The organism is Pseudomonas sp. DW-iso3 (assembly GCF_058725305.1).
This window is the reverse complement of record NZ_JBZXDZ010000001.1, coordinates 298,743-313,449: the sequence shown is the minus strand read 5'-3', so window position 1 is coordinate 313,449 and position 14,707 is coordinate 298,743. Positions and strand designations below refer to the sequence as shown.

16 protein-coding genes are annotated in these 14,707 nt (G+C 61.9%); 9 read left to right on the top strand and 7 right to left on the bottom strand.

Annotation, left to right across the window (positions count from 1 at the left end):
* The first annotated feature begins 251 nt into the window (after positions 1-251).
* Complete coding sequence (locus AC4PS7_RS01520) at positions 252-716, top strand: hypothetical protein (protein WP_010212990.1); 465 nt, start codon at positions 252-254, stop codon at positions 714-716.
* A gap of 14 nt (positions 717-730) precedes the next feature.
* Positions 731-1,543, top strand: coding sequence for an SDR family oxidoreductase (locus AC4PS7_RS01515; RefSeq protein WP_457244011.1), 813 nt, complete (start codon positions 731-733; stop codon positions 1,541-1,543).
* Here the strand turns inward: AC4PS7_RS01515 and AC4PS7_RS01510 are convergent.
* A complete protein-coding gene (locus AC4PS7_RS01510; protein ID WP_044286661.1) occupies positions 1,540-2,397 on the bottom strand; it encodes a LysR family transcriptional regulator in 858 nt (285 codons plus the stop codon). The genes AC4PS7_RS01515 and AC4PS7_RS01510 overlap by 4 nt on opposite strands.
* A gap of 111 nt (positions 2,398-2,508) precedes the next feature.
* On the opposite strand from AC4PS7_RS01510, the gene AC4PS7_RS01505 reads away from it, so the two are divergent.
* Positions 2,509-3,693 carry an MFS transporter gene (locus AC4PS7_RS01505; protein ID WP_021491859.1) on the top strand — a complete coding sequence of 395 codons (1,185 nt, stop codon included), beginning with the start codon at positions 2,509-2,511 and terminating at the stop codon, positions 3,691-3,693.
* On the top strand, positions 3,690-4,091 hold the full coding sequence (locus AC4PS7_RS01500) for a hypothetical protein (protein WP_010212999.1): 402 nt from the start codon (positions 3,690-3,692) through the stop codon (positions 4,089-4,091). The genes AC4PS7_RS01505 and AC4PS7_RS01500 overlap by 4 nt, the downstream gene beginning before the upstream one ends.
* Positions 4,092-4,098: 7 nt before the next feature.
* Here AC4PS7_RS01500 and AC4PS7_RS01495 read toward each other — a convergent pair whose 3' ends face one another.
* From AC4PS7_RS01495 to AC4PS7_RS01480, 4 genes are read right to left on the bottom strand one after another with little or no spacing between them, the layout of a single operon-like run.
* Positions 4,099-4,959, bottom strand: a complete 861-nt coding sequence (locus tag AC4PS7_RS01495) for an efflux RND transporter periplasmic adaptor subunit (RefSeq protein ID WP_021491861.1) — start codon at positions 4,957-4,959, stop codon at positions 4,099-4,101.
* 10 nt (positions 4,960-4,969) lie between these two features.
* Positions 4,970-5,170: a DUF1656 domain-containing protein gene (locus AC4PS7_RS01490; protein ID WP_010213002.1), complete on the bottom strand. Its 201-nt coding sequence runs from the start codon at positions 5,168-5,170 to the stop codon at positions 4,970-4,972.
* Complete coding sequence (locus tag AC4PS7_RS01485) at positions 5,160-7,346, bottom strand: FUSC family protein (protein ID WP_457244010.1); 2,187 nt, start codon at positions 7,344-7,346, stop codon at positions 5,160-5,162. The genes AC4PS7_RS01490 and AC4PS7_RS01485 overlap by 11 nt, the downstream gene beginning before the upstream one ends.
* A 10-nt stretch (positions 7,347-7,356) precedes the next feature.
* A complete protein-coding gene (locus AC4PS7_RS01480; protein WP_010213007.1) occupies positions 7,357-8,868 on the bottom strand; it encodes an efflux transporter outer membrane subunit in 1,512 nt (503 codons plus the stop codon).
* 180 nt (positions 8,869-9,048) lie between these two features.
* Between AC4PS7_RS01480 and AC4PS7_RS01475 the strand changes: the two genes are divergently transcribed.
* The 5 genes from AC4PS7_RS01475 (at position 9,049) to AC4PS7_RS01455 (ending at position 13,472) form a co-directional block, all read left to right on the top strand.
* Positions 9,049-10,017, top strand: a complete 969-nt coding sequence (locus tag AC4PS7_RS01475) for a LysR family transcriptional regulator (protein ID WP_010213008.1) — start codon at positions 9,049-9,051, stop codon at positions 10,015-10,017.
* A 124-nt stretch (positions 10,018-10,141) separates the two neighbouring features.
* Positions 10,142-11,116 (top strand): 2-hydroxyacid dehydrogenase, encoded by a 975-nt coding sequence (locus AC4PS7_RS01470; RefSeq protein ID WP_042571676.1) that lies wholly within the window; start codon positions 10,142-10,144, stop codon positions 11,114-11,116.
* Positions 11,117-11,239: 123 nt separating this feature from the next.
* Positions 11,240-12,142 (top strand): chemotaxis protein CheV, encoded by a 903-nt coding sequence (locus tag AC4PS7_RS01465; protein WP_492179033.1) that lies wholly within the window; start codon positions 11,240-11,242, stop codon positions 12,140-12,142.
* Positions 12,139-12,621 (top strand): GNAT family N-acetyltransferase, encoded by a 483-nt coding sequence (locus tag AC4PS7_RS01460; RefSeq protein ID WP_010213013.1) that lies wholly within the window; start codon positions 12,139-12,141, stop codon positions 12,619-12,621. The genes AC4PS7_RS01465 and AC4PS7_RS01460 overlap by 4 nt, the downstream gene beginning before the upstream one ends.
* 107 nt (positions 12,622-12,728) lie before the next feature.
* Entirely contained in the window at positions 12,729-13,472 is a 744-nt protein-coding gene (locus tag AC4PS7_RS01455; RefSeq protein WP_183701191.1) for a YkgJ family cysteine cluster protein, read from the top strand.
* A gap of 43 nt (positions 13,473-13,515) precedes the next feature.
* Here the strand turns inward: AC4PS7_RS01455 and AC4PS7_RS01450 are convergent, their stop codons facing one another.
* Together AC4PS7_RS01450 and AC4PS7_RS01445 are read right to left on the bottom strand one after the other, a co-directional pair.
* Complete coding sequence (locus AC4PS7_RS01450) at positions 13,516-14,286, bottom strand: transporter substrate-binding domain-containing protein (protein WP_042571675.1); 771 nt, start codon at positions 14,284-14,286, stop codon at positions 13,516-13,518.
* A gap of 163 nt (positions 14,287-14,449) precedes the next feature.
* Complete coding sequence (locus AC4PS7_RS01445) at positions 14,450-14,683, bottom strand: hypothetical protein (RefSeq protein WP_010213018.1); 234 nt, start codon at positions 14,681-14,683, stop codon at positions 14,450-14,452.
* Positions 14,684-14,707: the final 24 nt, after the last annotated feature.

Genomic DNA, 14,707 nt, shown 5'->3' with positions numbered 1-14,707 from the left:
AGGCGTGAGAAGAGAGGAAGCCACTGACGACAGTGCGGACGTGGCAGCAGGTATAAGCACGGCTGAAGCAATCATAGTTCGTCTCACTTGATCAGACTGGGGTTGATACCCTCCTGGGCAATCTGCATGTCCCTATGCTGGATTTGTGGAGAAAAGGCATTGTGCGGTTCCCTCATGAAAACAGAGACTCGCCATAGGCATCCAGGCCATCGCGCAGGTAGGATGGTTCATCCGCATACGAGACTGTCCTCATGTTCTTCGGCGTCCTACTGATCATCACCTGGTTGATCCTGCTGCTGCGCTACCCGGCCAAAGCCTTGCCGGTATCGTTGGCCGCCGCCGTTGGCCTGGGTTTCGTGGCCATCTGGGTCGTCTGGCTGGATAACCGCGAAGCCTCCCAACTGGCACGCCTGGAACTGCGCATCAGCTATGCTCCCCAGGAATGCCCTGCGGACCGTCCGCTGAAACTGACCCTCAACAATGGCAACGATGTGCCCCTCACTGAGCTGCGTTGGCGCGTCGCCGCCTATGCACCGGGCGACTCGGTCAACCTGGCCGACAACGTCTATGCCGCCCCACGCTATCGCGGCCCTGGCGAACTGCAAGCCGGCGGCACCTGGGACGATTGCTTGCCAACCCCACCTTTACGCCCCGGCTACCGCCCGCAAACCCTGGAGTTCCGTGCCGAGCACCTGCAAGGCAGTTTCTCGGACTGATGAAGGATCGATCCATGCCCAACGTACTGATCACCGGTTGCTCCAGCGGCATCGGCCGTGCCCTGGCTGACGCTTTCAAGGCCACAGGCTACCGCGTGTGGGCCAGCGCCCGCCGTGCGGAAGACGTCGCCGGTTTGTCGGCCGCAGGCTTTAACGCGGTGCAATTGGACGTCAACGACAGCGCCGCCCTGCAACGGCTGGCCGAACAACTGGGCGAATTGGATGTGCTGGTTAACAACGCTGGATACGGCGCCATGGGCCCATTGCTCGACGGCGGCACCGAGGCGATGCAACGCCAATTCGAGACCAATGTGTTTTCCATCGTCGGCGTCACCCAGGCGCTGTTTCCGGCCCTGCGGCGCAGCAAGGGAGTGGTGGTGAACATCGGCAGTGTTTCCGGTGTGCTGGTGACCCCGTTTGCCGGCGCCTACTGCGCGTCCAAAGCGGCCGTGCATGCCTTGAGCGACGCACTGCGCATGGAACTGGGACCGTTTGGCGTGCGGGTCATGGAAGTGCAACCCGGCGCGATCAACACGAGTTTTGCGAAAAACGCCGGCGCCCAGGCCGAACTGTTGATCAATGAACAGTCGCCGTGGTGGCCGCTGCGCGATGGCATCCGGGCGCGCAGCCAGGCGTCCCAGGACAAGCCGACGCCGGCCAACGTGTTCGCGGCGGATGTATTGAAGGCCGTGCAACAACCACAACCGCCTCGCCTGCTGCGCTCGGGCAATGGCAGTCGCGCGTTACCGTTGATGGCAGCGTTGTTGCCCAAGGGGTTGCTGGAGAAGGTGTTGAAGAAGCGCTTCGGGCTGGCCGGTTCGCTCTAACCCTTCATGAAATCAATAAACGCCCGCACCTTCAGGGGCAAATGCCGAGTGTCCGGATACATCGCGTAGACCCCTTGCGGGGCAAAACGATGGTCCGCCAGCAAGCGCACCAGCCTCCCGGCCTCCAGATCATCCTTCACCAGCCATTGCGGCAACACTGCCACGCCATGTCCACGCACAGCGAAGGCCTGGAGCACGGCTGCGCTGTCGGCGACCAGTGACGCGTGGCCGGGGCGATAGAGATGTTCGCCGCCTTGGGGATCGGTCACGCGCAACTCCGTCAATCGGCCATGTCCCAGCTTGGGCAACTGTTCCAATTCATCCAGTGTACTCACCCCGCCCAACGATGGCGCCGCCACGGCAAACACGTCGAACGACGACAACTGCACCGCACGGTGATTGGAATCCAGCAGGCGTCCCAGCCGAATCGCCACGTCAAAACGCTCGGAGATCAGGTCTGCATGGGTCGAGGAGGTGGATAAGTGGATGTTCAGGTCTGGATGCAGGCGGCGGAAGGCTTCGACAGCCGGGGCAACCACGGCCAATGCGTATTCCACAGTGGTGGTAATGCGCAGCGTGCCTTTGAGTTGGGCATGCTCCGAACGCGCCTCTTCCACCGCCAACCGTGCTTCTTCGAGCATGCGTGTGCAGCGCACGTAGAAACGCTCGCCGGCATCGGTGAGCGCCAGTTGCCGGGTGTTACGGGTCAGCAGGGTGACGCCCAGCTCCGCTTCCAGGCGCTTGAGGTTGAAGCTGACCACGGCGCGGGTCTGGCCCAACAAGTCGGCGGCAGCGGTAAGCGAGCCGGCCTCGACCACGGCCTTGAAAGTGTCGAATCGGTCCAGGCTGACCATCGGCGGCGCCCTCCTTTGTCAAAATATTTTTGACAAACTAACAGGCAAACCGACGTTTCCCAAACAGCATGCGCGGCCTACCCTGCCCGCTTCATTCGCAGGATCGCGCTCATGACCTACCGCTCGAAAGTCGCCTGGATCTTTTTGCTGGGCTTTGCCCTGGACCTGGTGAACATGTTTGTCGCCACAGTCGCCTACCCGGATATTGCCCGCGAACTGCAGGCTTCGGTCACTCAACTGGCATGGATCAGCAACGCCTACCTGCTCGGCCTGACGGTGATCATTCCACTGAGTGTGTGGCTGGCGGCGCTGATGGGCGAAAGAGCCTTGATCGCCGCCAGCCTGCTGTTGTTCGCCGGCGCTTCGGTGATGGTGGGCCAGGCGAGTTCGATTGAAACGCTGATCGGCTGGCGCGCCCTACAGGGGCTGGGCGGCGGCTTGCTGATTCCGGTGGGACAGGCCATGGCTTACCGGCATTTCCCTGCGGCTGAGCGCAGCCAATTGACGGCGCGCGTGATGTCGGTAGCACTGCTGGTGCCGGCGCTGTCCCCGGCGTTGGGCGGGTTGATTGTCGACAGCCTGTCGTGGCGCTGGATCTTCTACGCCAACTTGCCCCTGGCGTTGATTACCTTGCTGCTAACCCTGCTGTGGATAACGCCCGATGTGACGGCCAAGCTTCGTCCGAAGCTGGACGTGGGCAGTATTTTCCAACAAGTGCGCAGCCCGATGTTGCGCACCGCCATGCTGATCTACCTGTGCATCCCCGGCGTATTCATCGGCACCAGCCTTATCGCCATCCTCTACTTGCGCGGACTCGGCTATGACGCGACACAAACCGGTGCGCTGATGTTGCCCTGGGCCCTGGCGTCGGCGCTGGCGATTTTCCTCAGCAAACAACTGTTCAACCGCTGTGGCCCTAAGCCGTTGTTGCTGGCGGGCATGGCGCTGCAATGCGTCGGCATATTGTTGCTCAACGCGCCAGCCCTGATCATCCCTGCCTACCTCTTGATGGGGTTGGGTGGCAGCCTGTGCAGCAGCACCGCGCAGACCCTGGCCTTTGTGGATATCCCCGCCGAACGCATGGGCCACGCCAGCGCCCTGTGGAACATCAATCGCCAAGTGAGCTTCTGCCTGGGCGCGGCAGCGCTGAGTGCATTGTTGTCGGCCTTGGATTCTTTCGCCATAACCTTCACGATGGCGGCAGCCTTGACCCTGCTGCCTCTTTTTGCAGTGCTGCGCCTGGATGCATCCAGAGTACGCTCACTGCTTCACCCTGCCAGCGAGCCTCACCGATGATTGATTACAGCGACTTTTTCGAAGAAGTGATCCAGACCCACGTGGAGATCGAGCAATGGTTTGCCGGGGTTGCGCCTGAGGGCACCTTGCAGACCTTGCTCGCTCGCTTCTCACCGGAATTCAGCATGGTTGCCCCGGCGACCGGCACACGGGTCAATGCCGCCGGGGTCAACGCCCTGTTCACGCGTTTGGGCGGCATGCGTCCAGGGTTGAAGATCACCTTGAGCGAAATGACCGGCATCGATCGGCATGCACGTGGCGCCACGGTGACCTATCGCGAACATCAGCTCGACGACAGCGGCACCCGCACGGATCGCCGCGCCACGGTAGTGTTCGAAAAGCAGGCCAGTGGTGCGCTGCTGTGGCGCCATTTGCATGAAACGTTTATTAAGGCTTAGCGCCGGTTCAGTTTTGTGTCTGGTCCACAATCACGGTACAGGTGATCCCCGCCGCCAACAACACCCCTTCCGGCACCTCATCGATGTGAATCCGCACCGGCACCCGCTGGGCCAGCCGCACCCAGTTGAAGGTCGGGTTCACGTCGGCGATCAGCTCGCGGCTTTCGGGGTTGTCGCGGTCGTAGATACCACGTGAGATGCTTTCCACGTGGCCCTTCAGGGTCTCGCCGCTCATCAACTGCATATCGGCTTTGTCACCGACCTTGACGTGGGGCAGCTTGGTTTCTTCAAAGAAGCCGTAGACCCAGAACGAGTTCATATCCACCACGGCCATCTTGGCTTCGCCGATACGCGCATAGTCACCGCGATGCACATTCAGGTTGGTGACATAACCATCAACAGCCGCCACCACTTGCGTGCGCTTCAAATTGAGTTCGGCCGCTTCCAGTTGCGCCAGCGCGTGTTGGTAATCGGCCAGCGCTGAGTCGGCGATGTTGCTGGCGTCGTCGCGGTTTTCCTTGGAGATCACCAGGGCGTCCAAATCGGCGCGCCGATGAGCGTTGACCTTGCGCATTTCCCAAGTGGCTTTGCGCGAAGCCACCAGCGATTGCGCCTGCTTGACGGCAATGCGGTAGTGCTCGGGATCGATCTGCATCAGCAAGTCGCCCTTCTTCACCAACTGGTTGTCACGCACCGGCACGTCGACCACCTCACCGGTGACGTCGGCCGCGACGTTGATGATATCGGCGCGCACACGGCCGTCTCGGGTCCATGGGGTTTCCATGTAGTGCACCCACAGCGTACGGCCAATCCAGATCGCCAAAGCCAATACCAGCAAGGTCGCGAGCAGGCTGAAAAACTTTTTCATCGGGGGATTCTCAACGGTAGACGGTCAGCGCCAGGGCGCCGAACAGGCAAACAAACAGGCTCAGGCGCAGCAACGCCGGGTGCCAGAAAAAACGGTACAGGTCAAACCCGGCCAAACAGCGATCAAGCGCCCAGGCCAGCACAGCTGCGATCAGGAACATCAGGGTCATGGTCGGCATATACACGCCGTGGAAGGCGATTTCACGAGGCATGCGTGGCTCCTTGCGTGGCACCTTTAAGAGCGGCCAACGGCGATTGCGGGTCCAAAAGCGAGGTGCGGATAAAATGCAGGTAGCTTTTCACCCGGCGCAGGGCCGAGGTGTCGAAGTGCGGGGCGAAGGGTTCGTCGGTGGCCTGCACACGACTGATCGCATGGTCGACGGCGATCAGGCCACGCTCCAGGTTGCTCGCGCTGGGTTGCAGGAACAGCCGCACCAGCGAGCGGCCCATCACGCGGATGGCTTGGCGCCACGGCTGGGATTCGGCGTACGCCGGGTGCACCGGCAGCATCGCCTGTTCCTTGCGCAGTTCGATAATCGCGTGGCCAACCTCCAGCACCACGAACATCCAGCGCAGCAGGTCGCGCTGCACTTGCGGCTGGCCAACAGCAAGACCATAGGCCTGGTGCAGCAAATCACGGGTGCGGCTTTCAAAGCTCGACGCCAGCCCCTTGAGTTTGCCGCTGATCGCGTACACCACCTGCTCGCGCAGGTCCTGTTCGAGGCGGCGCCACAACCAGCGGCTGTTGGGCGGCAGAATGATCGCGCCCGCCGCCGCGCACACCAGCATGCCGAGGATCATGGCGATGTAGTCGTTGATAAAGGTGTAAGGGTTGTAGACCGTCAGGTTGTCCGGCACCGAGCCGGTGCTGAAAAAGATCAGCAGCCCTACGCCAACACCCGCGTATTGCGGGCGCGAAGCGAGGAACGCGCCAAAGATGATCACCGGGGCAAGCATCACGCACAGCAGCTGGAAGCCGTCGATCCAGGGGAACACGAAAAACATTTCGACAAAGCCCACCAGGGCCCCTATCAACGTTCCGCAAGCCATCTGGAACGCCATGCGTTTCGGGTTCGGCGTGGCGGCGGACAAGCCCACGGTGGCGGCGGCGATCAGGGTCATGGTCGCGCCGCTGGGCCAGGCGGTGGCCACCCAATAACTGCCCAGTACCATCAGGATGAATGACGCGCGAATCCCCGAGGCAGCGCAGGCCAGCCAGTTGGTCTTGGGGATAAAGGTTTCGTCCCATTGCTCGCGCTCATGGCTATGTTCCGCCAGGGAAGCGTGGGTTTGCGCGTAGTTGTGCAGGTCATCGACAAACCGGTAAAGCAGCTCGTAGGCGGTGTGGAAATCCAGCTGCTCGGCTTCACTTGGGTGCTCTTCCTGAAAAGCCGCGCGCAGGCTGCGGACCTTGGCGGGCAGGCCGTCCTTATAGGCGCTGAGTTGGTTGACCAGGCGCGCCGCATCGGGGCTGGTCAGCGCACGGCCGGAGAAACCATCGAGCAGTTCGGCAAGGTCTTGCACGCCGGGTCTGGCGGCGACAACAGGGGCCGCTTCATCCGCGCGCAACCGCTCCAGCAACTGATGCAAAGCATTGAAGCGCGTGGTGATGCTCATGAATTCGCTGTTGAGGCGACTGAGCCGGCCGTTGCGCCGACGCATGTGCGGGTCTTCAAACACCGTGACGCTGCGCAGTCCTTCAAGGCCCACCGCTTCAGCGATAAAACGCACGTTGCTGGCCTCGAAACCTTCACGTCGACTGCGTCCGCGCAGGCCATCGGTGACGAACAGCGCAAACACGCCGAAGCGCTGGTACAAGGCGTTGCGCATGGCGGCGCTGCTGGTTTGCGGCAGAATCGCGGCGCTGACCAGCGTGGAGCACAGAATCCCCAGGGAAATTTCCAGCACCCGCCACACCGCCGCCATGAACGCGCCGTCCGGATGGGCCAGGGCCGGCAGGCCAACCATCGCCGCCGTATAACCGGCAAGCACAAACCCATAGGCGCGGAAGTTACGGTTGCGCGTCGCGCCGGCGGTGCAAATGCCCACCCAAATCGCCAGCGCGCCGAGGAATAACTCGGTGTTCTGCGCAAACAGGGCAATCAACAACACCATCACCGCCGACCCCGCCAGGGTGCCGAGGAAGCGATAAAAGCTCTTGGCGAACACCTGGCCGCTCTGGGGTTGCATCACGATAAACACGGTGATCATCGCCGTGCGCGGTTGCGGCAGTTCCAGGCGCATGGCCAGCCACAGCGTCAGGAACGCGGCGACCAGCACCTTGAAGATATACACCCAGGTCACGCCATCGCTGCGTGCCCAGTCGAAAAAGCCACGGCGCCATTCAAGGGAATGCAGCCAGCGCAGCGGTGCAGGCAAGGGAGTCATCGAATCCTACTCAGTGATCAAACACGGCCAGCGCCGCCGGGGTCTTGCTCGGGAGGGTCTTGGCATCTTGCGGTGCGTCGTCGCCGGCGCCGAGGCCGCCGCCCAGGGCCGTCACCAGTTCGGCGTGGGCGCTCAGGCGAGCGGCCTGCACCTGTTGCTCGATCTGTTGCTGATGAAACAGCAAGGTCTGCGCATTCAGCACATTCAGGTAATCGGTGAGGCCACGTTGATAGGCGATCATCGCGATGTCGTAGGTCTTCTGCGCCGAGGCCACCGACTGCGCGGCGAAGGCGGCTTGCTTATCCATGGATTCGCGGCGGATCAATTGGTCGCTGATACCCTTGAGGGCATTGACCAGGGTCTGGTTGTACTGGGCGACAGCGATGTCATAGCCCGCGCTGGCTTCGCCCAGTTCCGCACGCAGGCGGCCGCCGTCGAAGATCGGCAAGGTGATCGCAGGTCCCACGTTGTAGTTGAATTTCTTGCCCGCCAGGAATTCCAGCATGCCGCCACCGGTGGCCATGTATCCGAGGCTGCCGACCAGGTCGACATTGGGGTAGAAACCGGCATGGGCCACATCGATGCCACGGGCCTGGGCCGCAACTTGCCAGCGGCGGGCAACCACGTCCGGGCGCTGGCCGAGCAATTGCGCGGGCAGGCTCGAGGGCAATTTCAACGGCGCGGCCAGGGACAGGCTCGGGCGCTGTAACTGCGCGCCCTCCCCGGGTCCTTTGCCCGCCAGGGCTGCCAACTGGTTACGGCTCAGGGCGATCTCTTCGTCCAACGCATCCAGTTGGCGATGGGTTTCCGGCAACGGGGTTTCGGCCTGGCTGACATCGAAGTGGGTGCCGATCCCGGCGTTCAGGCGTGTGTTGGCCAGGTCGAGAATCTGTTGCTGTTGTGCCAGGGTCGCCGCGACGATATCGCGGTTGGCGTAATGCAACGACAACTGGATATAGGCGCGCACCACGTTGTTCTGCAATTCGAGCTGGGCCTGGCGCGCTTCGGCAGCGCTCATGTGCGCCAGGTCGACGGCACGCTCGGTGGCATTGCTTTCGCGGCCCCACAGGTCGAGGGCGTAACTCAGGCCCAGGCTGGCATTGTTGTCCCAGGTGTTGGCACCGCTCAGTTCGCCAGGACCATAGAACTGATCCTTGGGCCAATTGTGGCGCTTGAGGGTGGTGTCGCTATTGATCTGCAGCGATTCGGCCGACTCGGCGACCCCGGCCATGGCCCGCGCCTCGCGCACTCGCGCGGCAGCCATGGCCATGCTTGGGCTGTGCTGAGTGGCCAGGTCGACCCAACGGTTCAATTGCGGGTCGCCGTAGGCCTGCCACCATTGCCCGGTGGGCCAGTGGGCGTCTTGTGCAGCGTTTTGGATGGCGTCGTCGGTGGCCAGGGTATTGGCGTTGAGGGACTGGCCTTGTGGGGCAATTCCTCCGGTTCCGATGCAGCCGCTGATTGCTAACGATAAGGCCCAAACACTGAGAGTCTTCAGCTCTCTGCTGATGCGACGCGGCACGGCAAGCGACTTCCTGAGGTGATGCGGGGGTAGGTGGCGCAATTCTAGGGGGCGATAGGGAGGACGATAAGCTGGCATTCCTGTGAATCTTTGTTACCGTTCAGGCGATAATCCGTTGGTAGGGATCACTGGACGGCGCAACTTTCTGTCACAATTTGTTATCTCCCCTGAGAACACTCCATGGACACTTTGCAAAATATGCGCGCCTTCAGTTGCGTGGCCGAAGCCGGCAGCTTCACCGCCGCCGCCGTGCAACTGGATACCACCACCGCCAACGTGTCGCGCGCGGTCTCCAACCTTGAGGCCCATCTGCAAACCCGCTTGCTCAACCGTACCACCCGACGCATCGCGCTGACCGAGGCCGGCAAACGCTATCTGCTGCGCTGCGAGCAGATCCTGGCCTACGTCGAGGAAGCCGAGGCCGAAGCCAGCGACGCCCACGCGCGCCCGGCCGGGCAGCTGAAAGTGCACACCATGACCGGTATCGGCCAGCATTTTGTCATCGATGCAATTGCCCGTTACCGCCGCACCCACCCGGACGTCACCTTCGACCTGACCCTGGCCAACCGCGTGCCGGACTTGCTCGATGAGGGCTACGACGTGTCCATCGTGCTGGCCAGCGAGCTGCCGGACTCGGGCTTCGTGTCCCAGCGTCTGGGCATTACCTACAGCATCGCGTGCGCCTCGCCGGATTACGTCAAGGCCAAAGGTTGCGCGCAGCGCCCACAGGACTTGCTCAACCACGCCTGCCTGCGCCTGGTCAGCCCGGTGATCCAACTGGACAAGTGGACTTTCAACGGCCCCGAAGGCCAGGAAAGCGTGGCGATCAATACGTCGCCGTTCCTGGTGAACTCGGCCGACGCGATGAAAACCGCGATCACCAGCGGCATGGGCGTCGGCCTGTTGCCGGTGTACGCGGCCATCGAAGGCCTGCGCAACGGCACCCTGGTGCGGGTAATGCCCAACTACCGTTCCCAGGAGTTGAACCTGTACGCCATCTACCCATCGCGCCAATACCTGGATGCGAAGATCAAAACCTGGGTGGAATACCTGCGTGGCTCGCTGCCGGAGATTCTGGCGGCGCATCAGGCGGAGTTGGTGGCGTATGAATTGAGCGGCAGCCTCAGCGGCGCTCGGTTGGCGAACTGAGGGCTATCAAACAACAGCTCCCGCGTTTTGGACTGTGCCCACTTTGGTTCAGGGTGCCCTGACAATTGTCGGCAGGAATGTTAGCGTGCTTGGCATTCTTCCGTAGTCGATGAGCCCGCCTGCAATGAAAAAGACTGTCCTCGCCTTCAGCCGCGTCACCCCGGAAATGATCGAACGCCTGCAACAGGATTTCGAAGTGATCGCGCCCAACCCCAAGCTGGGCGACATCAGCGCTCAATTCAATGAAGCCCTGCCCCACGCCCACGGCCTGATCGGCGTGGGCCGCAAGCTGGGGCGCGAGCAGTTACAGGGCGCGAGCAAGCTGGAAGTGGTGTCCAGTGTGTCGGTGGGCTACGACAACTACGATGTGGCGTACTTCAACGAACGCGGGATCATGCTCACCAACACCCCCGATGTGCTCACCGAAAGCACCGCCGACCTGGCCTTTGCCCTGCTCATGAGCAGCGCCCGCCGGGTGGCCGAACTGGACGCCTGGACCAAGGCCGGCCAGTGGAAAGCCAGCGTCGGCGCGCCGTTGTTCGGTTGCGACGTGCATGGCAAGACCCTGGGCATCGTCGGCATGGGCAACATCGGCGCAGCCGTGGCCCGGCGTGGGCGCCTGGGGTTCAACATGCCGATCCTGTACAGCGGCAACAGCCGCAAGCCGGCACTGGAGCAGGAACTGGGCGCGCAGTTTCGCAGCCTGGATGAGCTGCTGGCCGAAGCGGATTTCGTGTGCCTGGTGGTGCCGTTGAGCGACAAGACCCGTCATCTGATCAGCACCCGCGAACTGGGTTTGATGAAATCCAGCGCGATCCTGATCAACATCTCCCGCGGCCCGGTGGTAGACGAGCCGGCGCTGATCGAAGCCCTGCAAAACCAGACCATCCGCGGTGCCGGGCTGGATGTGTACGAGCAGGAGCCGCTGGCCGAGTCGCCGCTGTTCCAACTGAGCAATGCCGTGACTCTGCCGCACATCGGCTCGGCCACCCACGAAACCCGTGAAGCCATGGCCAACCGTGCTCTGGACAACCTGCGCAGTGCTCTGCTGGGCCAACGCCCGCAGGACCTGGTCAATCCGCAAGTGTGGAAGGGCTGAAATAGGCCGTGTGTGGGAGCCCGCTCCCACACACCCGTCCCGATACAAAATCCGGTTAAAGCCTGGCCTCCCCAAGTCGATAACCCTCTATAGATCGTCATCCCTGATCCACAGAAGGTTTTTATGTCTACCACCAAAGCCCGCGCAGACTCACTTTCGCTTCTGCTCTTTACCTTGCGCAGCGGCAAGCTGATGGCGATCAACCTGCTGAAAGTCAGTGAAATCATTCCTTGCCCGCCGCTGACCAAGCTGCCGGAGTCCCACCCTCACGTCAAAGGCATCGCCACCCTGCGTGGCAACTCGCTGGCGGTGATCGACCTGAGCCGCGCTCTGGGCGAAATGCCCTTGGCAGACCCGGACGGCGGCTGCCTGATCGTCACCGACGTGAGCCGCTCCAAGCAGGGCCTGCATGTACAGGCGGTGAGCAAGATCGTGCATTGCCTGACCACCGACATCCGCCCGCCGCCCTATGGCTCCGGCGGTAACCGTGCGTTCATTACCGGGGTGACTCAAGTGGAAGGCGGTCTGGTGCAGGTACTGGATATCGAGAAAGTCATCCACGGTATCGCGCCGGCACCGATCGAAGCAGCGCCAACCGACCTGACCATGGAAGAAGCTGAAGTACTGGGCAACGCATGCATCCTGGTGGTGGACGACAGTCAGGTCGCCCTGCAGCAATCGGTGCACACCCTGCGCAACCTTGGCCTCACCTGCCACACCGCACGCAGCGCCAAGGAAGCCATCGATGTGCTGCTGGAGCTGCAAGGCACGGTCGAGCAGATCAATGTGGTGGTGTCGGATATCGAGATGTCGGAAATGGACGGCTACGCCCTGACCCGCACCCTGCGCGAAACCCCGGACTTCCAGCACCTCTACGTGCTGCTGCACACGTCCCTGGACAGCGCGATGAACAGCGAAAAAGCCCGGCTGGCCGGCGCCGACGCGGTGCTCACCAAATTCTCCTCGCCGGAACTGACCAAGTGCCTGGTAGTGGCCGCTCAAACGGTGGCACAAAAAGGCCTGTGAGCGACTATTTCCAACTGCTGCGTCGTGACCTCACCGGCAGCCTGCCCGCCCCTCAGTGGCCGCCGGGTACGCGACTGGATCACTACCGCAACGACTTGGCTCCAGCGATTCATGCCGTGCTGTGCCTGACCCAGGATCAGGGCGGCGGTCGCGTTCCCAACCTGGACACCTGGCGGCATCAGTTCACCACTGACGCCGAGTTCGATCCCACCCTGTGCCTGGTGGTCAGCAACGACGAAGGCATTCTCGGCGTGGCCCAGTGCTGGACCAGCGCCTTTATCAAGAACCTCTCTATTCACCCCTGCGCCCAAGGCCAAGGGCTGGGGCGAGCCTTGTTGCTGCACAGCTTCCAGACGTTCAAGCAACGCGGCGAACCCTACGTGGACCTCAAGGTGCTGGAGAGCAATGTGCGTGCCCGCCAGCTGTATGAAAGCGCAGGCATGAAATTTGTCCTACGCGACGTAGTACCTCAGGACTAACACACACTGGCGTGTAACTTGCTTCCAGAGAGCGAATTGGTGAACAGAGGTAAAAACCCGTCACCGTTCTTGCGTGCCCTCTGACCTAACCTGGTGACAGATCCGCCATGAATACTCAATTTTCCTGCGTCGGCTGCGGCAAATGCTGCTCCGACCATCACGTGCCCCTGACCCTGGAAGAGGCCCGGATGTGGGCGGCGGACGGCGGTAACGTCATTGTTCTGGTGGAAGGTTTCCTGGGCAATGGACTGGGCCTGCCCCAGCTGCAACGCGAACATGCCGAGCGCCGTTCGGTGGTGGTGCCCAGCGGCAACACCGAGGCGTTTGTGGCAATCACCTTTGCGGCCTACAACGCGGGGCGCTGCCGGAATCTTGACGAAGACAACCTGTGCCGCATCTATGCGCGCCGCCCGTTGGTGTGTCGCATCTATCCGATGGAAATCAACCCGCATATCCCGCTGAACCCCGCTGCCAAGGAATGCCCACCGGAATCCTGGGAACAGGGGCCGGTGCTGATCGTCGGCGGTGAGCTGATGGACCAGGCGCTGGCTGAACTGATCCGTCGTTCGCGCCAGGCCGACCGCGACGATGTGCAGACCAAAGAGGCGGTGTGCGCATTACTGGGCATTCGCACCACGGCGCTCAAGGGCGATGGATTTACCGCTTACCTGCCGGACATGGGGGCATTTGCCCAGGCGATCGAGTTGGCGATAAGTCAGCCGTCGGTGGCCAATGAGTGGGTGTTCCATGTGTCCGGACTGGACATCGCCGAGCAGGTGCTGGATGCCGGGGCGCAGATTGCGACCGAGGTGCCGGCCAACTACGCGTTTATCCCGTTACGCGCGGCTTAGTGCAAAACGCTCTCGCCCACTGACGCTACAACTGACTAAGCCATCACGGCGCGTCCAGGCGATAAGGTGCAAGGATCCGCTGATATTCGCCGTTGTGCATAAGCTGCTCGAGGGCACGGTTGAGCTCAGTGCGCAGCCCCGTATCGGTGCTACGCAGCGCGATCGCCACACCGTCGCCCAGCAGTTCAGTAGACACGGCGGGGCCCAGAAAGTCGTAGTCCTGGCCGGCGGCAGTGTCGAGCAGCGCGTTGCGAATTTCCACGGTGCCCTGCAGGGTCGCGTCTATTTCACCCGCCAGCAGGCTGCGAACCAGTTCGTCGTTGAGCCAGAAGCTCCTGATGATCACGCCTTTTGGCCCCCATTGGGACCGGGCAAACGCTTCGCGGTTACTCCCCAGCAATACCCCGACCCGCTTGCCCTTGAGCGACGTTGGCGTTGGCAAAAGGCCTGAGGTTCGCAGCGCCACCAACCGTGTGGTGAAGGGGTAGAGGTTGTCGGTGAAACTCACCCGGCGCCGGCGCTGGGGGGTGGAGGCAATACCCATGATTGCATCGAATTGCCGGGCTTCAAGGCCTTCGAAGTTTTCGACCAGCACCTGGTCGACCCAGGTACAGCGCACATTCAATTGCTGGCAGAGCGCGTTACCCAACTCGATATTCAGACCGATCAACTGTCCTTGCGGGTTGCGACTCTGGAAAGGGGAAAACTGTGCGACGACAGCAAAGCGGATTTCGCGCCGTGGTTGATCAATGCCTGCAACGGCATCCACCGCGAGCGACAGGGCAAGCATTACACACAGGTGTATCAGGGCCACAGGAAACGTCCTTTTCCGGAAAGAGCACGCTGCGCTCCACCCCACTAAAAACCCAGGGAAGCGCAAAGGCTGTGCAGCTTTCAAGAAACAGTCGCCGGCCTACAATCAGAAACATCAGCGGAGGCTGTAGGCAACATCCGCCAAACATTACAACCGATTAATCTTAACGTTTACCCATGGAGCGGCGCGTACCCGGCGGGGCCATGCCCGGGGTCTTGGTGTGGCCGTTCTTGGCGCCGTTCTTGTACCAGGGCTGGGCGGCATTCTTGGCCCCCGCCAGTTCACCCGGTTTGAAGGGAAACTTGAACGCCGGGATCTCGGCTTTTTCAACGCCTTCGGCGCTGGCCGGATCGACGAGGTCGGCCGCTTCAACAGGGGGTTGTGTCGGGGAAGTCATGGAGGCTCCGGAGCGTGCAAAAAA